The sequence below is a fragment of the Embleya sp. L77 genome (genome assembly GCF_055557415.1).
In genome coordinates this window covers 525,554-545,805 of record NZ_CM145709.1, presented here as the reverse complement: position 1 = coordinate 545,805, position 20,252 = coordinate 525,554, and the positions used below count along the sequence as shown (strand labels likewise).

Genomic DNA, 20,252 nt, shown 5'->3' with positions numbered 1-20,252 from the left:
CGTCGGACCCCACTGCACCGCACCGGAGCTCGATTCGTCGTACTCCACCCCCGCATACCGCATACCCAATCCAGGATTTCAGCCGTTCCAGCCGAAGGACACCGACAGACATGAGTGGCGCAGGAGCCCCGAAACTGACCGTCGAGGGCTGCCGTGACCTGCGCGTGGGCGTGGTCGCCGCGCAGTGGCACACGACCGTGATGGACGGGCTCGTGGACGGGGCCCTCAAGGCCCTGAGCGAGCTGGGCATCAACGAACCCACGCTGATCCGCGCCCCCGGCGCGTTCGAACTGCCCGTGCTGGCCAAGGCGCTGGCCGGAAGCGGTCACGACGCGGTGATCGCACTCGGCGTGGTGATCCGCGGCGGCACCCCGCACTTCGAGTACGTGTGCTCGGCCGCCACCGACGGCCTGACCCGGGTCGCGCTGGACACCGGTGTGCCCGTCGGCTTCGGGGTGCTCACCTGCGACACCGAGGAGCAGGCGCTGGACCGGGCCGGCCTGTCCGGCTCGCGCGAGGACAAGGGCCGCGAAGCGGTGGAGGCGGCCGTCGCGACGGCGATGGTGTTGCGTACGCTCTCCGAACCGCGGCGTTCGGCCTGATCGACGCACCCGCAGACGCACGGACAGGTCGTTCGCGCCACGCCACCCACAACCACGCGATGGGCACCATGAAGACGTTTGAACAGCTTTTCGACGAGCTGCAGGCCAAGGCGGCCTCGGGCCAGGAGGGCTCGCGCACGGTCGAGCTCGTCACCGCCGGCGTGCACACGATCGGCAAGAAGGTCGTCGAGGAGGCCGCCGAAGTGTGGATGGCCGCCGAGCACGAGGGTGCCGACCGCACCGCCGAGGAGATCTCCCAGCTCCTCTACCACCTCCAGGTGATGATGGTCGCTCGCGGCATCTCGCTGAAGGACGTATACGCTCACCTGTGACGACCGCCGTCCCCGGCCCGTCGCCCGGGCCGGGGACGCCGTCGTACCCGCAACCTCGTTCGGCACATCCCGAAGGGTCATTTCATGCTGCGCATCGCCGTCCCCAACAAGGGTTCCCTCTCCGAGCCTGCGTCGGCGATGCTGCATGAGGCCGGCTACCGCCAGCGCAAGCACTCCAAGGAACTGGTCCTCACCGACCCCGACAACAACGTCGAGTTCTTCTTCCTGCGCCCGCGCGACATCGCCATCTACGTCGGCTCCGGCCGGCTCGACGCCGGCATCACCGGGCGCGACCTGTTGATGGACTCGGGCGCCGAGGCCGAGGAGATCCTGCAACTGGGGCTGGCCCCGGCCACGTTCCGCTATGCCGCGCCCGCCACACTGGCGCGCGAGCTGGCCGGGCAGGGCAAGAAGGGCCTGGCCGGACTGCGGGTGGCGTCCTCCTACATCGGCATCGTCGAGCGCGACTTCGCCGACAACGGCATCGAGGCCGCCGCGCTGGTCAAGCTGGACGGCGCGGTGGAGACCGCGATCCAGCTGGGCGTCGCCGACGTGATCGCCGACGTCGTGGAGACCGGCACCACCCTCGCGCAGGCGGGCCTGGAGGTGTTCGGCGAGCCGATCCTGCGCTCGGAGGCGGTGCTGATCCGCCGCGCCGGCGCGGAGACCTCGCCCGCGCTGGAACAGCTGGTGCGCCGGCTCCAGGGCGTCCTGGTCGCGCGCAGCTACGTGATGATGGACTACGACATCCGGGTCGAGCGGGTGGAGGCGGCGGTCACGCTGACCCCGGGCCTGGAGTCGCCCACGGTCAGCCCGCTGCACAACGAGGGCTGGGTCGCGGTGCGCGCGATGGTCCCGCGCAAGAACGCCCAGCAGATCATGGACGACCTGTGGGAGATCGGCGCCCGCGCGATCCTGGTCACCGGCATCCACGCCTGCCGCCTCTGACACCCGATCGGTCCGCCGTCGCCTGCGACGGCGGACCGATCACCCTCTTTCCCCCGGAGAACCGTCCCACCATGAGCGCCCCCACCCCCGCCGCCGACCTCCCGCGCACCTGGTACGCCAAGCGCAGTCGGCTCATCACCGCCGTGCTCGGCGCGGTCATCCTGGTCGGGCTCTGCGTGCTGGCGGTGATGCTTCCGGAGAAGGGCGGCTGGGGGCTCGGCTCGCGGCTCGGCGTCGCGTGCACCGGGGTGCTCGGTCTCGCCGCGATGATCATGCTCGGCCGACCGAAGGTGGTCGCGGCGGCCGGCGGGGTGACCGTGGTCAACCTGCTGCGCACCACCCATCTGGAGTGGGCCCAGATCGTCCGGGTGTACCTGCGCCAGGGCGACCCGTGGGTCTACATCGACATGTCCAACGGGGACACCCTGCCGGTGATGGGCATCCAGACCTCCAACGGCAAGGCCGAGGCGATCACCGCCGCACGGGAACTGCGCTCGCTGGCGGAGAAGTACGGCGCCGCCCCCGACGTGCGCTGAACGGCTACGGCCTCGGCACGTTGCGCAGGTTCGACCGGGCCATCTGGACCATGCGGCCGACGCCGCCGCTGAGGACGGTCCGCCCCGCGCTCAGGGCGAAGCCCTGGATCTGCCCGGCGGTGATCTTCGGCGGGATGGACAGCGCATTGGGGTCGGTGACGATGTCGACCAGCGCCGGGCCCTTGTGGGCGAACGCGTCCCGCAGCGCACCGCGGACCTGCTTCGGCTTTTCCACCCGCACCCCGAACGCACCCGCCGCCCGCGCGATCGCGGCGAAGTCCGGGTTCTTGTTCGTCGTCCCGAACGGTTCGAGTCCGGCGACCATCATCTCCAACTCGACCATGCCCAGCGAAGAGTTGTCGAACAGCACGATCTTCACCGGCAGGTCGGACTGCACCAGGGTCAGCAGATCACCCATCAGCATCGAGAAGCCGCCGTCGCCGGACATCGACACCACCTGCCGGTCCAGGTCCAGGAACTGCGCGCCGATCGCCTGCGGCAGCGCGTTGGCCATCGAGCCGTGCGAGAACGAACCGATCACCCGGCGTCGCCCGTTCGGGGTCAGATAGCGCGCCGCCCACACGTTGCACATGCCGGTGTCGACGGTGAAGATCGCGTCTTCGGCGGCCTCCTCGTCCAGGATCGAGGCGACGTACTCCGGGTGGATGGGCACATGCTTCTCCACCTTGCGGGTGTACGCCTTCACCACCCCTTCGAGGGCGTCCGCGTGCTTGCGGAGCATGCGGTCCAGGAACCGGCGGTCGGTCTTGGCCCGCACCATCGGGGTCAGCGCCCGCAGCGTCTCGCGGACATCGCCCCACACCGCCAGGTCGAGGGTGGTCCGCCGGCCCAGATGCTCCGGGCGCACGTCCACCTGCACGGTGGCCACGTCCTGCGGCAGGAACGCGTTGTACGGGAAGTCGGTGCCCAGCAGGATCAGCAGGTCCGCCTCGTGCATCGCCTCGTACGCGGCGCCGTAGCCCAGCAGCCCGGACATGCCCACATCGAACGGGTTGTCGTACTGGATGTGCTCCTTGCCGCGCAGCGCGTGGCCCACCGGTGCGTTGATCCGGTCGGCGAACGCCATCACCTCCTCGTGCGCGCCGGCCGTGCCCGCGCCGCAGAACAGGGTGACCCGCGCGGCCTCGTCGACCATCCGGGCCAGCGTGGCCAGGTCCGCGTCGCCCGGGCGTACCGCCGGCAGCGCCGTGGGCAGCGCCAACTGGTGGGCCCGCTCCGGCGCGGGCCGATCCGCGACATCACCCGGAAGGGTGACCACCGAGACTCCGCCCAGGCCCACCGCGTGCTGGATCGCCGACTGGAGCACCCGGGGCATCTGCTCGGGCGTGCCGATCATCTCGCTGTAGTGGCTGCACTCGACGAACAGTCGTTCGGGGTGCGTCTCCTGGAAGAATCCGGTGCCGATCTCGCCGCTGGGGATGTGCGACGCGAGCGCCAGCACCGGGGCGTGCGAGCGGTGCGCGTCGAACAGCCCGTTGATCAGGTGCAGGTTGCCCGGGCCGCAACTGCCCGCACACGCGGCCAGTCGACCGGTCAGCTGCGCCTCCGCACCCGCGGCGAACGCGGCCACCTCCTCGTGCCGCACGTGCACCCAATCGATCGCGGCATTGCGCCGCACGGCGTCCACGATCGGGTTGAGGCTGTCGCCCACCACGCCGTACAACCGGCGCACCCCCGCCTGGGCGAGGATGTCCACGAACTGCTCGGCGACGCTCTGCTTGGCCACGGGAGACCCTTCCGTCCTGCTCGACCGGCGACCCGGCGGGTGCCTGCCGCGCCCGGCCACCGGCAAGAAAGCGATGATCGGATAGCCCTACCCGTGCGTCGCCGGGCTATCCCCGGCCGTCCGCCAGATCCCCGTACGCCTGGAACAGGTCGGACAGGCGCAGCGTGGTCAGCTCGGCCAGGTCCGGGCCGTCCGGCAGCTCGACCAGGCGCACGTCGCGATACATGCAGCACTTCTCGTACAGGGTGCGGACGAAGCGGGCGTTGCCCAGTTCGTCGATCCAGCCCTGCTCGCGCACGTGGCCGGTGATGCTGCGCAACTCGGCCGCCGCGTCCTCGTCCCACGTGTCGCCGCCGCCGGCCGCCATCACCTCGGCGATCCGGGCCAGGTCCTCGGCGCCGTAGGACGGGAACTCGACCCGGGTGGTGAACCGCGACATCAGGCCCGGATTCGAGGTGAGCAGCCGGTCCATGCCCTCCGGATAGCCGGCCAGGATGATCACCAGTCGGTCCCGGTCGTCCTCGGCCCGCTTGAGCAGCACCTGGAGCGCCTCGTCGCCGTACGCGTCGCCCTTGGAGTAGCCGACGTTGGTCAGGCCGTACGCCTCGTCCACGAACAGCACGCCGCCCAGTGCCGAGTCGATCAACTCGCTGGTCTTGACCGCGGTCTGGCCCAGGTACTCGCCGACCAGGTCGGAGCGCTGCGCCTCGACCAGGCGGTCGCTCTCCAGCAGGCCCAGCGCGGCGAAGACCCGGCCGAGCAGCCGGGCGACGGTGGTCTTGCCGGTACCGGAGGGGCCGGAGAAGACGAAATGCCGCTTGGGAGCCTGCGCGGGCAGGCCCTGGGCCTCGCGCAGCCGGGCCATCCGCATCTGCGCGGACAACGCGCGCACCTGCCGCTTGACCGGTTCCAGGCCGACCATCGACTCCAATTCGGCCAGCACCAGCGCGAGTTCCTCGGGCGCGGCGGCCGGGCGCATCGGCGCGGATCGGCCGGCCGCCCGCACGTCCGCGTCGGGCCGCGGGTCGAGGTCGTCGCCGTCCGGGGTCGGGTCCGGCTCGCGCTCGATCTCGGCGGCGGGCGGCGGGCCGGCGGGCGGGGGAGCGGTCGCGGGTATCGGCGGCAGCACGTCCGGGAGCGGGCCTCGGCCGACCACGGGCCCGGCCAGGCGCGCGGTCATCCCGCCGTACTCGTCCAGCGGTTCGCCGGCCGCCAGCGAGGACAGTCGGGCGGCGGTGTCCATGAACGAGGGGTCCGCCTGGTGCACGGCCCGATACAGCGGCAGCGCGGCCGGGGTGCGGCCGGTCTCCTCGTACGCGCGGGCGAGCCAGTAGCGCAACTCCTTGCGCTGCGGGTGCTCCGAGCGGCAGCGCACCAGGGCGGTGGCGAGCACCTGTTCGGCCTTGGCGTACAGGCCCAGGCGGACCCGGGCCATGCCGGCGAACAGGCCCGCCTCCACGCCCAGCAGGGCGTCGTCGTCCAACCCCGCGGTGTGCCGGAGCAGTTGTTGCCAGTCCTTGCCCAGATAGGCCCGGCAGGCGAGCAGGAACCGGGTGGCCGCGTCCTGTTCGGCGGGTGGGCACAGGGCCAGTGCCGCGTCCAACTCGGGCAGGTGGCGCCCGTCCAACCAGTGTGATGCGTGGGCCAGGGCCAGGTCGCGCGGGGTCTCCAGGACCAGTTGCACCCACCAGCCCAGCCAGTACCAGGAGTTGAGCGGCCGGCCGTATTTCGCGCGCTGCTCGCCGAAGCGTTCTCGATGGGTGTGCATGGCTACCACGGCGGTGGCCACCTCCACTTTGAGCGCATGCAGCCCCAGCCATGCGTCGGCCATGCCCGGGTCGGCCTCGACCGCGGCCCGGAACTGCACCTCCGCCTGGCCGTATTCGCCGGCGACGTAGGCGTCCATGCCGCGCAACCAGGCCAGTTCGGCCGGACTTCCGGTGCGTGCGCCACGTTCGGTGTGTCCCACGGTGGACCCCCCTTCCCCCGGCCGGTCCTCTCCGCGTGCCCGTGTCCCCGAGGGGACTTCGAGAGGATGTCGGCCCGCTGCCGATGAATCCCGGTGCGTCCATTCCGCCCGATCGGCGACGCCCCTTAGAGCCTCTCCCGTTCCGCTGCCCGTCACGCCGGCTCGTACGCGGCGGTCACGGATGGTGTCCGCGTCGCCACGCGTTCGTCCCCGCGCATCGTACCGAGCGGGGCCCGGCAATCCGAGGGGCGAACGGCATTTGGGGTGGTGAGGTGCCGCTCCCGGGGGCGGGCGGTGGTGTGTCGGAGCCCGAAACGCCAAGGGGCGGACGGCGATCCGACCGGCGGGACGCGAGGAAGCCCCCGGCCGCGGGGGAACGACCGGAGGCTTCGTCTCGATGCGGGGCCGGGGAGTGATTCGGCACTGCCGCTGGACCGCAAGCTATGGCGATCCGGACACAACGGTCAAGCACGCCACGCCGGGAAATCTCCGGACGGAATGCGATCCCACCGAGAGGGGCGTCGCACCGGGATCGTGCGCCCCGCGCACTCCGGGGGTGCACTGCCCGCGCGCTCTCCGCGGTGCTGACGTGCGCGTGTTCGTGACGCTACGGTCGGTATATGGGCAACCACGGGGACTCGGGCGGAACGGCAACGGGGGGCGAACCACCGCTTCGTCCCGGTGACAACAGTGGCGGCGGGACCGGTACCGCGCGTGCGGTGGTGGCCGGCGCGGCCCCACGCCGGCTGCCGCCCCGGCGCCGCAAGGCGGTCGGCGGTGGGGCGAGCGCGCCCGACCCGGCGTCGTTGCCGAGGGCCCGGGTGGCGGGCGCGTCGACGGCGTGGGAGCCGGGCGAGGACCCGCGCCCGGCGTCCGGTTCGGCCGCGGGTGCGGCGGGCGCCCTGGCCCCCACCCCGGCGAAGGTCCCGCGCCCGGCCGGGCGGCCGATCGTGGAGACCGCGGTCGGGCTCACGGGTCGGCTCGCCCGGGCCGCATCGGACGCCAAGTACCGCAGCGACCTGATGCGCGACCTGCTGACCGGACGCAGCACCGACCTCACCGGGTGGACGGTGCTGCCGAGCGGTCCGCTGCTGGTCGTGGTCGCCGAGGCCGATCCGCCGGCGGCGAGCGGGGACGCGCGGGCGGTGCGGGCCGGGCAGGAGGCGCTGGCCCTCGCCTGGTCCACGGCGGTCGCCGCCCGGGCACCGGAGGCGGCCGTCGCGGCATATCCGCGCGAGGTGGTCGCCCTGCTCGGCGCGCCGGACGACGGGCAGTGCGCGCGGCTGGTGGCCGAACTCGCCGCAGTGGTGCACGCCGACTGCGGCGCCGTGATCCGCTCGTTCAGCACCGGCATCAGCAGACCGGCGGAGTCCCTGGACGCACTGCCGACCGCGTACGAACAGGCCCGGCGCGCGGTGGCGGCGGGTCGGCGCATCCACGGGCCGGGCGCGGTGGCGGACTTCGATCAACTGGGCGTCTTTCGGCTGCTGAGCCTGATTCCGGATCCGGGCGAGCTGGACCGCTTCGCACGCGAGGCGCTGCGGTCGTTGGCCCACCCGCGCGATCCGGAGGCGGCGGACCTGCGCAACACGCTGCAGGCACTGCTGGACACGAACCTCAACGTCGCCGAGACCGCTCGCCGGCTGTATGTGCACTACAACACGCTGCGGTATCGGATCACCAAGCTGGAGCGGCTGTTGGGGCCGTTCACCCAGGATCCGCACCTACGGCTGAATCTGATGATCGCGCTCCAGATCGTGCGCATGCAAGGCGGCTGAGAGCGCCCGCACTTCCCGTCCGCACTTCCCGCCCACACCTCTCACCCGCCCGGAGACCGGCCGCTCGGTTCGGGGCCGGTTCGATTCGCGGCTCACCCGGTTCGCGCGTGGGAGCGGCGCGCCGGCGACAGGTCTGCTTGACTGTGCCAGGTATTCGATCGTGGCGTGGCGTGGGGAGTGGGCATGGGTGCGCTGGATGGCGTCAAGGTGGTCGAACTGGCCGGGATCGGGCCCGGACCGTTCGTCGGGATGATGTTGGCCGACGCCGGCGCCGGCGTGCTCCGGGTGGATCGCCCCGGTGGCGCGTCGATGCCCTCGATGGTGGTCGGGCGCGGGCGGTTGGGCACCCTGGAGGTCGATCTCAAGGACCCGGCCGCGCGGGACTCGGTACTGCGGTTGATCGCCGGCGCCGACGTGCTCGTCGAGGGGTTTCGCCCGGGCGTGGCCGAGCGGCTCGGACTGGGACCGGACGTCTGCCTGGAGCGCAACCCCGCCCTCGTCTACGCCCGGATGACCGGCTGGGGGCAACACGGCCCGCTCGCGCCGCGGGCCGGGCACGACATCAACTACATCTCCATCTCCGGGGTGTTGCACGCCCTCGCGCGCACCGGCGAGCGTCCGGTGCCGCCGCTGAACCTGGTGGGGGACTACGGCGGCGGCGCGATGTTCTGCGCGTTCGGGATCCTCGCCGCGCTCCTGGCCGCCCGCACGTCCGGGCGCGGCCAGGTGGTCGACGCGGCGATGACCGACGGCTCGGCGCTGCTCAGTGCGTTCATCCACGGCATGCGCGGGCTCGGCAGCTGGGCGGACGAGCCCGGCGGCAACCTGCTCGACACCGGCGCGCCGTTCTACGACGTGTACACCACCGCCGACGGACGCCACGTCGCCGTCGGCGCGATCGAACCGAAGTTCTACGCCCTGCTGTTGGCCGGACTCGGGCTCGCCGAGGAGGAGTTGCCGGCACAGGGGGACCGGGCCGGCTGGCCGGTCCTGCGCGAGCGGTTCGCCGCGGTGATCGCCGGGCGCACCCGGGACGAGTGGACGGCGGTCTTCGAACCGCTGGACGCGTGCGTGACGCCGGTACTGACCTGGGACGAGGCCGCCGAGCACCCGCACAACCGGGCCCGGGAGACCTTCATCCGCCCCGACGGCACCCTGCAGCCCGCGCCGGCCCCGCGACTGTCCGACACTCCGTCCACGGTCGGGGACGCCTCGACCGGGGTCGACGCCGCTCTCCTCGAATCCTGGGGCCTGCCCCCGGAGGAAGCCGCGAAGCTGACCCAGGGTTCCTGACCGGAGAAGCCGAACCCCGGGCCGCGAGAGCCCGACGGGATGGAAGACGGGCACCGGGCGGCCGGCCGCGGACAACCCCGAACGTCGAGCCGCACGCCACGGGCGGTGCGGGCGGCCGACCCCTGCCCCGCCCCGGGCCCGGCGTCGGCGACGGGCGACACGTGCCCTGGCGTGGGCCCGGGCGCTTCGCGCAAACGTGCATCATGGCACGCCCCTCCGACCCGCGCCCGGAAATCCGCGACAAATGTTTCACCGCGTAGCGCTCTCTCTACCATCGGTAGCCGCAGCTGCCGACCCACGCGAGGAACCATGGACACCACCGCACTCACCAGCCCCATCGGCACCACCCTCCCGCGCGCACACGCCACCGATCACATCGCGCGGCTGCTCGGCGAGACCGCACCCGTGCGGCAACGCGTGCTCCGCCACACCGTCTACCGGGACCTCACCGACATCACCGCGATCCGGGTGTTCATGGAGCACCACGTGTTCGCCGTCTGGGACTTCATGTCCCTGCTCAAAAGCCTGCAACGGCGCCTGACCTGCGTGGAGATCCCGTGGGTACCGCGCGGAGACGCGGAGATCCGGCGCATGGTCAACGAGATCGTGCTCGGCGAGGAGAGCGACACCACCTCGCTGGGCCCGCTCAGCCACTTCGAGCTCTACCTCGCCGCGATGGACGCCGCCGGCGCCGACACCCGCCCGGCCCGTCGCTTCCTCGGCCTGCTCGTCGACCAGGTCCCGGTGCCCGAGGCCGTCGTCGCGTGCGGCGCACCCACCGGCGCCGCCGCGTTCGTGGCGCGCACCTGGCAGGTCGTCGAACACGCCCCGCTGCACTGCATCGCCGCGTCCTTCGCACTCGGCCGCGAGGAACTCATCCCGCGCATGTTCGACCACCTCACCACGCTCGACTCGCGGCACGAGGGCCGGCTCGCGGTGTTCGGCGAGTACCTCGCCCGGCACATCGAGGTGGACGGCGACGACCACGGCCCGATGGCGCTGCGCCTGCTCGCCCAGCTGTGCGCCGCCACCGCGGACCCGGCCCGGGCGTGGCGGGAGAGCGCCGGCACCGTCACCGTCTCGCTGCGCGCCCGCGCCGACCTGTGGGACGCGGTGCACACGGCGATCGAGGCGACCCGCCCCGCGGCCCGCTGATCCGGTTCCGGGACTGCCCGGAGCCGTGTGACGTGTCATATGTTGGGCGCGTGACCCACGACGCAGCCCTGTACCCCACAGACCGCCTCGGCCGTGCCCAGAAGGCAGCCGCCGACGCGGGACTGGACGCCCTGCTCATCTCGCCCGGCGCCGACCTGCGCTATCTCACCGGCTACGAGGCGCTTCCGCTGGAGCGCCTGACCTGCCTGGTGGTGCCCGTCGGCGCGGAGCCCTTCCTGGTCGTACCCGGCCTGGAGAAGCCCGCCGCCCTCGCGTCACCCGCGGGAGCGCTCGGCATCGACGTGGCCGGCTGGGCCGAGACCGACGACCCGTACGCGCTGATCGCCGACCGGCTGCCCGCCGGCGTGGCCCGGATCGGCCTGGACAACCACATGTGGGCGGAGAAGGTGCTCGCCTTCCGCGCCGCCCTGCCCGCCGCCGAACAGTCGCTCGCCGGTGACGTGTTGCGCGAGTTGCGGATGCGCAAGTCCGCCGCCGAGGTGGCCGCGCTGCGCCGGGCCGGCGCAGCGATCGACCGGGTGCACGCGCGGGTGGGCGAGTGGCTCCGGGCCGGTCGTACCGAGCGCGAGGTGGGCGCGGACATCGCCGACGCGATCATCGCCGAGGGCCACGTGCGCGTGGATTTCGTGATCGTCGGCTCCGGCCCGAACGCCGCGAGCCCGCACCACGACCTGTCCGACCGGGTGATCGAGACCGGCGACGTGGTCGTGGTCGACATCGGCGGCACCACCGCCGACGGCTACTGCTCGGACGAGACCCGCACCTACGGCATCGGCGAGCCGCCCGCCGAGTTCCGCCGCTACTACGACGTGCTGGAGCGCGCCCAGGCCGCCCAACTCGCCGCGGTGCGACCGGGGTTGACCTGCGAGGCACTGGACGCGGTCGGCCGCGACATCATCACCGAGGCGGGCTACGGCGAGTACTTCATCCACCGCACCGGCCACGGCATCGGCCTGGAGAGCCACGAGGAGCCGTACATCGTCGCGGGCAACAGCCTGCCCCTGGAGCCGGGCATGGCGTTCTCCATCGAGCCCGGCATCTACATCCCCGGCACGCACGGCGCGCGGATCGAGGACATCGTGGTCTGCGGGGAGGATGCCGGCGACCCGATGAACCTGCGTCCGCACGGGTTGGTCGTGCTGTAGCCCCGATCGAGCCGGTCGGCCCGGCCCGCCGGCCGCGAACGCCGGATGTGCCGTGATCGGCCCCGCGTTCGCGGACCGGTGCGGGCGGGCCGCCGCCACGCGGGTGGGTGCTCGACGCGTGTCGGCGAGGCCGCGTCGGTGCCGGGCGGGCACGGGCGGGTCGCCGTACGATCGTGCGCAACGACCGGGGGGCGAACCCCACCCGGTCCGCCGCCGGTCTCCGCCGGATCCGGCCACCTCCGGACCGCACGGAAGGACGTCCTCCATGCCCGTCACGCGCACGCTGCCCACCGACGAGGCCCGCGCCCTGCTCGACCTCACCCGGGAGATCACCGCTCGCGAGATCGTGCCCCGGGCCGCCGCCGACGAGGCCGCCGGGCGCTTCCCGCGCGAGGTGTTCGAGACCCTCGGTGCCGCCGGACTGTTGTCGCTGCCGTACGCCGAGGAATACGGCGGCGGCGAGCAGCCGTACGAGGTCTACCTGCAAGTGCTCGAGGAACTGGCCGCCGGGTGGCTGGCGGTCGGCCTCGGGGTGTCGGTACACACGCTCGCGTGCCACCCGCTCGCCACGTTCGGCACGCCGGAGCAGCGGGCCGCGCACCTGCCCACCATGTTGTCCGGCGACCTGCTCGGCGCCTACTGCCTGTCCGAGCCGCAGTCGGGCTCGGACGCGGCGGCACTGAGCACCAAGGCGGTGGCCGCCGCCGACGAGTACGTGCTCACCGGGACCAAGGCGTGGATCACGCACGGCGGCGTGGCCGACTTCTACACCGTGCTGGCGCGCACCTCGCCCGAGGGTTCGCGCGGGATCAGCGCGTTCCTGGTCGACGCCGGGACACCGGGACTGTCGGCCGCCGCGCCCGAGCACAAGATGGGCATGCGCTCCTCGCCCACCGCGCAGATCCACCTGGACGGCGCCCGGGTCCCGGCGGAGCGCCGGATCGGCGCCGAGGGCCAGGGCTTCCCGATCGCGCTCGCCGCGCTCGACTGCGGCCGGCTGGGCATCGCCGCGTGCGCCACCGGCGTGGCCCAGGCCGCACTGGACCTGGCGAGCGACTACGCCAAGAACCGCTCGCAGTTCGGCGGCCCGATCGCCGACAAGCAGGGCATCCGCTTCATGCTCGCGGACATGGCCACCGCGATCGAGGCGGGTCGCGCGCTCTACCTGTCCGCGGCCCGACTGCGGGACGCGGGACTGCCGTTCGGCCGCCAGGCGGCGATGGCCAAGCTGTTCTGCACGGACGCCGTGATGCGGGTGACGATCGACGCGGTGCAGATCCTCGGCGGCTACGGCTACACCACCGACTTCCCGGCGGAGCGCTACCTGCGCGAGGCCAAGTGCCTACAGATCGTCGAGGGGACCAACCAGATTCAGCGCATGGTCATCGCCCGGGACCTGCTGCTGCACGGGTGAGCGCCGGTCGGCACTTCGCGGCGGCCGAAAGGGCCGCCTCGGGCGGGTCGGCGGCGGACGCGACGGTGCGGCGACCGCCGGGCGGGAGCAGCGCGGCGGGCGCCGACGCGGTGCCGGCAGCAGCCGGTCGGTGGGGGAGCGGCCGTGGGCACGGCGGTTTGCGCCATTCGGGGGCGCGTGACGGGGGTCGGGTACGGTGGCGGGATTCGGCGATGCACGGATGCGGGGATCCACGGATTCGGGGATTCGCGCTTCACACTCGAAGCCGAACGGGTCGAGCACGAGGAGGCGGCGGGCATGACGACGGAGCGCGCCTCGACGGCCGACGCCGAGGACGGCCTGAGTACGGACGAGGCGATCCGGGCGATGTTGCTGCTGATGCCGAGGGTGGCCGCCCGGCTCAAGCGCACCCGGATCCCCGAGCGGTTGCGCTCGATGAACCTGGCCCCGCGGCACCTGTCGCTGCTGGCCTACCTGCTCTTCGACGGCCCGATGTCGGTCAATCAACTGGCCGCGCGGCTGGAGGTGGCGCCGACCACGGTCAGCCTGATGGTCGGCGACCTGGGTCGGCAGGGCGTCCTGGAACGGCACACCGATCCCGCCGACCGGCGTCGGTCGATCGTGGCGATCACCGAGGACCCGCAGACCCGGACGGCGATCGAGAACTGGCTCGCCAACGGCGCCGACGCCTGGCGCCGGGCCTTCGACCCCCTGTCGCCGGAACAGCGGGCGATGTTCGTGCGGACGATGGGCGCCTACGAGAACGGGGCCGTGCAGGGCGGGGCGGCGCGGGACGGGTCCGTGCGGGACGGCTCCGGCCGGCACGCGGCGGTGCGCGAGCCCGAGTGAGCCGCGCGGCCGGGCGCGGACCCGCTTCCCGCCGACCCGGCACTCCCCGCTACCCGAGCAGCGCCGGCGGCAAGTGGGCCTTCGCGCAGTCCGGGTGAAGTGGCGTGCGGGGCGGGAGGGTTCGGCGGCTCACGCGGTGTGTGAGAAGGGCTGGGCCCGCCAGTCCAGGCCCGCGGGCAGCACCGTGACCGGAGGCCGTGCGGGCGCGGGCGCAGGTGGAGTGGGGTCGGCGGCTGGATCGACCGGGTCTCCGAACGCCGTGCCCGACCCGGGGCAGGCGCGAATCCCGAACGGGTCCTGTGCACTGGGGCACACCGCGTGGTCCGGCACCACCGACCCGTCGTCGGCGTCGGCCGCGACCAGCACCACGCCGCACTGCGGGCACGCCCGTCGTACCCCGGCGCCGCCGGCCGGGTCCGCGTCCAGGTCGAGTTCGAACGCGTCGTCGAAGTCCTCGACGAGCACCCGCGGTCGAGTGCCTGCGGGCGCGTCTACGGCGATACTCATGGGGCTCCCCCTGTCGCCACAGCGCCGTGGTGACGGCGCGCTCCGCCGACGATAGTGCGCCCGACCGGAACGTTGCAGTACCCGTCCCGGGCCAATCGGCACGATGCGGGAATCGTCCCCAATCCTCCCGGCGTTCTACTCCTGCGGCGCGGCCTCCACCGCCCGGCGCAGCTGTTCCAGTCGATACGGAACCGGTTCCCAGCCCGGCCGCCCGGCCATGTCCACGTTCAACCCGACCACCGTGCGCGTGTACGCGCGGGCGAGTCCGCGCGGCATCAGCGGCGTCCCGGCGGGTCGGCGCCGGGAGTTGCCGTCCCGATCCGGCACCCCGGAGTGGTTGCCCCGGACCGACACCCACACGGCGGCCACAGGTCCCTGCACGTGGCGCACCAGTTCCTCGCGTACGTCCAACCAGCGGCCCAGCGCGGCCCGGGTGGGACCGGACAGCGGCAGCACTTCGACGACGGCCGGGTTGACCGTGCGCGCCTGTGGGCGCCGCACGATCCGCACCGTGCGCTCGTCCGGCGCCAGGTCGCTCAGCCGCAGCGCGCACAACTCGCCCACCCGCGCGCCGGTGTCCAGCACCACCCCGATCAGCGCGAACAGCCGGATCCGGCCCGGATCCGCGCCGCTGCGGTCGGCATGTGCGGCCAGCCAGTCCAGCAACAACGATCGTTGCCGGGCGCCCACCGGCGGCTTGAGCTCGGGAATCGCCGGTCGCTCCGGAAGCACGGCCGGCACCGACCCGGCCCGGGCCAGGATCTCCAGGCAGTCCATCCGCACCCGCATGCTCGCCGTCGTGGAGATGCCGGTTCCCGCCACCGCACGGGTGCGCAGCCGACCGCTCTGCGCGAGGTCCAGGTAGCACCGCATCGGGTCGGCCGACAACAGCGCGGCGAGCGAGGCGCGGGCCTCGACCGGGAACCCCTCCTGCACCATCGCGCGGCGCAACTCGCCCACCACCCACCGCAGTTGGCGGGCCCGTGCGGCAGAGGTGTCGGCCCGCGCGGTCACCCGGAGCAGGGCACGGTCGAGCTGATCGAGCGCTGGGGCACGGTCCTGGGCGGCCATGGGGGCACTGTAACGACGGCCTCCGACGCGGCCCGGACGCCACACCCCGCCCCGATGCCCTAGGTTCGTCGTGTGGAGGACCTCGACCGACAGATCGTCAAACTGCTCCTGCAAGACGGGCGGATGAGCTACACCGACCTGGGCAAGGCCACCGGCCTGTCCACCTCGGCCGCACACCAGCGCGTGCGCCGACTCGAACAACGCGGCATCATCCGCGGCTACGCCGCCGTGGTCGACACCGAGGCCATCGGCCTGCCGCTGACCGCGTTCATCTCGGTCAAACCCATCGACCCCAGTGCGCCCGACGACGCCCCGGAGCGGCTGGCGAACCTCCAGGAACTGGAGGCGTGTCACAGCGTGGCCGGGGACGAGAGCTACATCCTCAAGGTCCGGGTCCGAACCCCGGGGGACCTGGAGACTCTGCTGGCCCGCATCCGGCTTCAGGCGGGCGTGTCCACCCGTACGACGGTGGTGCTGTCCACCCCGTACGAGGCGCGCGCGCCCCGGTTCTGATCCCGGGCCCGCATCACGCCGTTGCCGCGCCGGGCGACGTCGGTGGTACAGGGCTGCCCTGCGCCGCGTGCCCCCGGGGCCTGTCCTCGATCCCATGCCGAACACCGCGACGCGGGATCGAAGGCCGGCTCCGGGGTGGACGCGGCGCGTGTCACACCCCCGAAGGGGTGACCTCCGGCCGGGGGTTCGGCCCGGGCGGGTCACACTGGTGGTCATGACCACGCTCCTCCTGCGCAACGGCGCCGTGCACAGTCCGGCCGATCCCTTCGCGACCGCCATGGTCGTCGAGAACGACACCATCGCCTGGATCGGCGCGGAGGGGGCCGCCGCGGCCCACGTCGATGCCGTCGACGCGGTGCTCGACCTCGCGGGCGCGCTGGTGACGCCCGCGTTCGTGGACGCGCACGTGCACGCCACCGCGACCGGCCTCGCCCTGACCGGGCTCGACCTGACCGGCGCGCCGTCGCTGGCGTACGCGCTCTCCGCGCTGGAGGACCACGCCAAACGACGCGGCCTGTACGGAGCGGGCCACGTGCTGCTCGGCCACGGCTGGGACGACACCACCTGGCCCGAGGGACGCCCGCCCACCCCCGCCGAGTTGGACCGGGCCACCGGCGGCGCCACCGTCTACCTCTCCCGCACCGACGTGCACTCCGCCGCGTGCTCGCCCGCGTTGCTCGCCCTGGTCCCGGGCGAGCACGGCGACGCGCCCCTGGCCGGCAGCGTGCACCACGCGGCGCGGGCCGCCGCCAACGCCGCGCTGACCGCGGCCGACCGGATCGCCGCGCAGCGGGTCGCCCGGGCCCGGGCGGCGGCGCTGGGCATCGGCACGGTGCACGAGTGCGGCGGGCCGGAGATCGCCGGCGAGGCCGACTTCCGGGCGCTGCTGGCGCTGGCCCGGGACGAGGCGGGTCCGGACGTGGTCGGCTACTGGGGCGCGCTCGCCGAGGACCCCGAGCAGGCCCGAGCGCTGCGCGGCGACCTGGGCGCGCACGGACTCGGCGGCGACCTGTTCATCGACGGCTCGCTCGGCTCGCACACCGCGTGCCTGCACGCGCCCTACTCCGACGACTCCGCCGCCGGTACCGGCCTGACCCACCTCGCGGCCGAGCAGGTCGCCGCCCACCTCGCCGCGTGCACCCGGGCCGGCGTCCAGGCCGGCTTCCACGCCATCGGCGACGCCGCGATCGGCAGCATCACCGCCGCCGCCCGCGCGCTGATCCAGGGCCCGCACGGCGCGGCCTTCCGGGCGCTGCGACACCGGGTCGAACATGCCGAACTGCTCGACGCCGAGGCCGTCGCGGCATTCGCCGAACTGGGTCTGACCGCCTCCGTGCAACCCGCCTTCGACGCCGCGTGGGGCGGCCCGGACGGCATGTACGCCCGCCGCCTGGGCGCCGAACGCGCCGCGCTGATGAACCCGTTGGCCGCGCTCAGCGCCGCCGGCGTACCGCTCGCGTTCGGTTCGGACGCGCCGGTCACCCCGCTCGACCCGTGGGGCACCGTGCGCGCGGCCGCCTTCCACCGCACGCCGGAGCAACGCATCAGCGTGCGCGCCGCGTTCGCCGCGCACACCCGGGGCGGCCACCGCGCGGTCGGTCGCGACGACGCCGGCGTGCTGGTGCCCGGCGCACCGGCCACCTACGCGGTGTGGGACACCACCGAGCTGGTCGTGCAGGCCCCGGACAGCCGGCTCTCCGGCTGGTCCACCGACCCCCGCTCCGGCACCCCCGGACTGCCCGACCTGGCCCCCGACCTGCCGCTGCCACGCTGCCTGCGCACCGCGGTGCGGGGCGTCACGGTGTACGCGGTCGAGGGCGCCCTCGACCAGACCTGACCGAGCCGGCGGTCGGTACTCGCCGGTGCCGGCTCGGCCCTAACCGGCCGGCGCCGGGGCCGGCGTCCCGGGCGGCTCCGCGGCGACGGGGGCGGCCGCGTCCACCGGGGCACCCGGCCCCGGCTCCCCGGCCGCGTCCGGCCGCACCCGCCGCGGCTCGGGAACGGTCAACAGCGGCAGGAACACCTGCACGAGCGGCCCGATGGCCAGCGCGTACACCACGGTGCCCAACCCGAGCGACCCGCCCAGGACGAAGCCCACCAGCAGTACGGTCACCTCGATGCCGGTACGGATCAGCCGCACCGAACGCCCGGTGATCCGCACCAACCCGGTCATCAGGCCGTCCCGCGGCCCCGGGCCCAGGCGCGCACCGATGTACGCGCCGCCGGCCACCGCGTTCAGCACCACCCCGGAGACCAGGAAGGCCAATTGCCAGACCAATGCGTCCGGCGCGGGCAACCACCGCAGCGAGGCGTCCACGGCGACGCCGATCACGAACACGTTGCTCACCGTGCCCAGGCCCGGGCGCTGGCGCATCGGCCACCACAGCAGCAGCACCGCGGCGCCCACCACGATCGTCACCACGCCGAAGCTCCACCCGGTGCGCTCCGCGAGCCCCTGATGGAACACGTCCCACGGGTCCAGGCCCAGCCCGGCCCGGATCATCAACGCCATGCTGAACCCGTACAGCGTGAGTCCCGCATACAACTGGATCAATCGCCGGACCCACGACCAAGCCACCGTGCACCTCGTTCGTCACCTGACTGCCAATAAAGAGCCAACGGTGAAACAATCACCGACACCGGACCACGAATCCATAGCCAATTCGACAGGAGTGGACTGATGAGCGCGCCTCACCTGACCGTCAGCAGCACCCGCCTCGCCGACCTCCTGCACCCCTGGACCACCACGACCCAGTCCGCGGCGCGCACCGGCCCGGCATACCGCACGCTCGCCGACCGCATCCGTGCACTGCTCCTGGACGGTCGGATCCCGCTGACCGCGCGCCTGCCCGCCGAACGCGGCCTCGCCGACCGGCTGGGCATCAGCCGCACCACGGTCGCCGCCGCCTACGAACTCCTGCGCACCGACGGCTACCTGACCAGCCGGCGCGGCTCCGGCAGTTGGACCACCCTGCCCGGCACGCACACCGAGATCCCCACCCGAGGGTTGAGCCCGAGCACCACCACCGGCGTGATCGACCTCGGCGTCGCGGCCCTGCCCGGCCCCGGCCGCGCCCTGCACCAGGCCGTCGCCGACGCCACCGACTCGCTGCCCACCTACACCACCGGCCACGGCTACCTGCCCGGCGGCCTGCCGGTCCTGCGCGACACGCTGGCCCAGCGCTACACCCGCCGCGGCGTGCCCACCACACCCGACCAGATCCTGGTCACCCCCGGCGCACTGGCCGCGGTCACCCTGGTGCTGCGCACCCTGGCCGGCCCCGGCGACCGGGTCGCGGTGGAATCGCCCACCTACGCCAACGTGCTGGACGCCATCCGGCAGGCCGGGAACCGACTCGTGCCGGTGCCGATGACGGACACCGGCTGGGACGTGGAGACCTGGCGCGACACGCTGCGCACGGCCGCACCCCGGCTGGCCTACCTGATCCCGGACTACCAGAACCCGACCGGCCACCTCGCGGACGCCGGCATCCGCCGCACCCTGGTGGACCTGGCCCGCAACACCGGGACCACGCTGATCGTCGACGAGACGTGCTTCGACCTGGCCCTGGACATCGCCCCGGCGGACCGGCCGCTGCCGATGGCCGGCTTCGACCGGACCAACAACGTGGTCACCATCGGATCCACCTCGAAGACCTTCTGGGGCGGCCTGCGGATCGGCTGGATCCGGGCCACCCCGGACCTGGTCCGCCGGATCGCCGCCACCCGCGCGTCCTTCGACGTCGGCGCGCCCGTGCTGGACCAACTGGTCACCCACCACCTGATCACCGACCACGAGGACGCCATCCTGGAGAGCCGCCTGCCCGCGCTGCGCGCCGCCCGAGGCGCGCTCGCCGAAGCCCTCGCCGACCGGCTGCCCGACTGGACGTTCGCGATGCCGGTCGGCGGCCTGTCGCTGTGGGTGCGCACCGACGGCACCTCCAGCCTGACCCTGGCCGAGGCCGCGGCCCGGCACGGCGTACGCATCGCGGCGGGCACCCACTTCGGCACCGACGGGACCTTCGAGCACCACGTGCGACTGCCCTACGCGCACGACCCGGCGACCCTGACCGAGGCGATCCGCCGGTTGGCGACCGCCGTGGGCGAGACCGAACGCAGCCGGCCCGGCGCCTACACGGGATTCTCGGCGGCGGCCGTGGTGGCCTGAACCGACCGCCGGCACCGACCCGAGCGCCGTGTGGGTGAACCCGCACCGGGTCCACGTTCGCGCGGTGGGCCCCGAGCCGTGTACAACACCATGGGAGCCCGCAAGGCGCGCGACACGCCGACATCGCCGCCGCCCCGATCCGGGCCCGATCGCCACGCGAGCGATCCGACGAAGGGGTACGGAAGCCTCGTCGGGACCCATTAG

The 20,252-nt window shown here is 73.4% G+C and carries 18 protein-coding genes; 13 read left to right on the top strand and 5 right to left on the bottom strand.

Annotated elements, in window-relative coordinates; translation table 11 throughout:
• Nucleotides 1-110 precede the first annotated feature (110 nt).
• The 4 genes from ribH (at nt 111) to ACZOOI_RS02245 (ending at nt 2,418) form a co-directional block, all read left to right on the top strand.
• The gene (gene ribH / locus ACZOOI_RS02260; protein ID WP_391586136.1) at nt 111-602 is read left to right on the top strand and encodes a 6,7-dimethyl-8-ribityllumazine synthase; all 492 of its coding nucleotides are present in this window, start codon (nt 111-113) and stop codon (nt 600-602) included.
• Nucleotides 603-670: 68 nt separating this feature from the next.
• Nucleotides 671-934 carry a phosphoribosyl-ATP diphosphatase gene (locus ACZOOI_RS02255; protein WP_391586135.1) on the top strand — a complete coding sequence of 88 codons (264 nt, stop codon included), beginning with the start codon at nt 671-673 and terminating at the stop codon, nt 932-934.
• Nucleotides 935-1,018: 84 nt separating this feature from the next.
• On the top strand, nt 1,019-1,882 hold the full coding sequence (gene hisG / locus ACZOOI_RS02250) for an ATP phosphoribosyltransferase (RefSeq protein WP_391586134.1): 864 nt from the start codon (nt 1,019-1,021) through the stop codon (nt 1,880-1,882).
• A gap of 71 nt (nt 1,883-1,953) precedes the next feature.
• Complete coding sequence (locus ACZOOI_RS02245) at nt 1,954-2,418, top strand: PH domain-containing protein (protein WP_465279142.1); 465 nt, start codon at nt 1,954-1,956, stop codon at nt 2,416-2,418.
• 4 nt (nt 2,419-2,422) lie between these two features.
• On the opposite strand, the gene ACZOOI_RS02240 is transcribed toward ACZOOI_RS02245, so the two are convergent.
• Both ACZOOI_RS02240 and ACZOOI_RS02235 read right to left on the bottom strand, forming a co-directional pair.
• Entirely contained in the window at nt 2,423-4,165 is a 1,743-nt protein-coding gene (locus ACZOOI_RS02240) for a pyruvate dehydrogenase (RefSeq protein WP_465279141.1), read from the bottom strand.
• 106 nt (nt 4,166-4,271) lie between these two features.
• Nucleotides 4,272-6,071, bottom strand: a complete 1,800-nt coding sequence (locus tag ACZOOI_RS02235; RefSeq protein WP_465281335.1) for an AAA family ATPase — start codon at nt 6,069-6,071, stop codon at nt 4,272-4,274.
• A gap of 683 nt (nt 6,072-6,754) precedes the next feature.
• Between ACZOOI_RS02235 and ACZOOI_RS02230 the strand changes: the two genes are divergently transcribed.
• The 6 genes from ACZOOI_RS02230 (at nt 6,755) to ACZOOI_RS02205 (ending at nt 13,789) form a co-directional block, all read left to right on the top strand.
• Nucleotides 6,755-7,912 (top strand): PucR family transcriptional regulator, encoded by a 1,158-nt coding sequence (locus ACZOOI_RS02230; protein ID WP_465279140.1) that lies wholly within the window; start codon nt 6,755-6,757, stop codon nt 7,910-7,912.
• Between the two features lie 183 nt (nt 7,913-8,095).
• Nucleotides 8,096-9,205 (top strand): CaiB/BaiF CoA transferase family protein, encoded by a 1,110-nt coding sequence (locus ACZOOI_RS02225; RefSeq protein WP_465279139.1) that lies wholly within the window; start codon nt 8,096-8,098, stop codon nt 9,203-9,205.
• Between the two features lie 309 nt (nt 9,206-9,514).
• Nucleotides 9,515-10,360, top strand: coding sequence for a DUF3050 domain-containing protein (locus ACZOOI_RS02220; protein WP_465279138.1), 846 nt, complete (start codon nt 9,515-9,517; stop codon nt 10,358-10,360).
• 50 nt (nt 10,361-10,410) lie between these two features.
• Nucleotides 10,411-11,526, top strand: a complete 1,116-nt coding sequence (locus ACZOOI_RS02215; protein WP_465279137.1) for a M24 family metallopeptidase — start codon at nt 10,411-10,413, stop codon at nt 11,524-11,526.
• A 265-nt stretch (nt 11,527-11,791) separates the two neighbouring features.
• Nucleotides 11,792-12,940, top strand: coding sequence for an acyl-CoA dehydrogenase family protein (locus ACZOOI_RS02210; protein ID WP_465279136.1), 1,149 nt, complete (start codon nt 11,792-11,794; stop codon nt 12,938-12,940).
• A 297-nt stretch (nt 12,941-13,237) separates the two neighbouring features.
• A complete protein-coding gene (locus tag ACZOOI_RS02205; protein ID WP_465279135.1) occupies nt 13,238-13,789 on the top strand; it encodes a MarR family winged helix-turn-helix transcriptional regulator in 552 nt (183 codons plus the stop codon).
• A gap of 129 nt (nt 13,790-13,918) precedes the next feature.
• On the opposite strand, the gene ACZOOI_RS02200 is transcribed toward ACZOOI_RS02205, so the two are convergent.
• Together ACZOOI_RS02200 and ACZOOI_RS02195 are read right to left on the bottom strand one after the other, a co-directional pair.
• Nucleotides 13,919-14,296, bottom strand: coding sequence for a hypothetical protein (locus tag ACZOOI_RS02200; protein WP_465279134.1), 378 nt, complete (start codon nt 14,294-14,296; stop codon nt 13,919-13,921).
• A 135-nt stretch (nt 14,297-14,431) separates the two neighbouring features.
• Nucleotides 14,432-15,367 (bottom strand): tyrosine-type recombinase/integrase, encoded by a 936-nt coding sequence (locus tag ACZOOI_RS02195; RefSeq protein WP_465279133.1) that lies wholly within the window; start codon nt 15,365-15,367, stop codon nt 14,432-14,434.
• A 72-nt stretch (nt 15,368-15,439) separates the two neighbouring features.
• Between ACZOOI_RS02195 and ACZOOI_RS02190 the strand changes: the two genes are divergently transcribed.
• Together ACZOOI_RS02190 and ACZOOI_RS02185 are read left to right on the top strand one after the other, a co-directional pair.
• Nucleotides 15,440-15,880, top strand: a complete 441-nt coding sequence (locus tag ACZOOI_RS02190; RefSeq protein ID WP_465279132.1) for an Lrp/AsnC family transcriptional regulator — start codon at nt 15,440-15,442, stop codon at nt 15,878-15,880.
• A gap of 214 nt (nt 15,881-16,094) precedes the next feature.
• Complete coding sequence (locus tag ACZOOI_RS02185) at nt 16,095-17,717, top strand: amidohydrolase (RefSeq protein ID WP_465279131.1); 1,623 nt, start codon at nt 16,095-16,097, stop codon at nt 17,715-17,717.
• Between the two features lie 39 nt (nt 17,718-17,756).
• On the opposite strand, the gene yczE is transcribed toward ACZOOI_RS02185, so the two are convergent.
• Nucleotides 17,757-18,392 carry a membrane protein YczE gene (gene yczE, locus ACZOOI_RS02180; RefSeq protein WP_465281334.1) on the bottom strand — a complete coding sequence of 212 codons (636 nt, stop codon included), beginning with the start codon at nt 18,390-18,392 and terminating at the stop codon, nt 17,757-17,759.
• Nucleotides 18,393-18,560: 168 nt separating this feature from the next.
• On the opposite strand from yczE, the gene yczR reads away from it, so the two are divergent.
• The gene (gene yczR, locus ACZOOI_RS02175; RefSeq protein ID WP_465279130.1) at nt 18,561-20,048 is read left to right on the top strand and encodes a MocR-like transcription factor YczR; all 1,488 of its coding nucleotides are present in this window, start codon (nt 18,561-18,563) and stop codon (nt 20,046-20,048) included.
• The last annotated feature ends 204 nt before the right edge of the window (nt 20,049-20,252 follow it).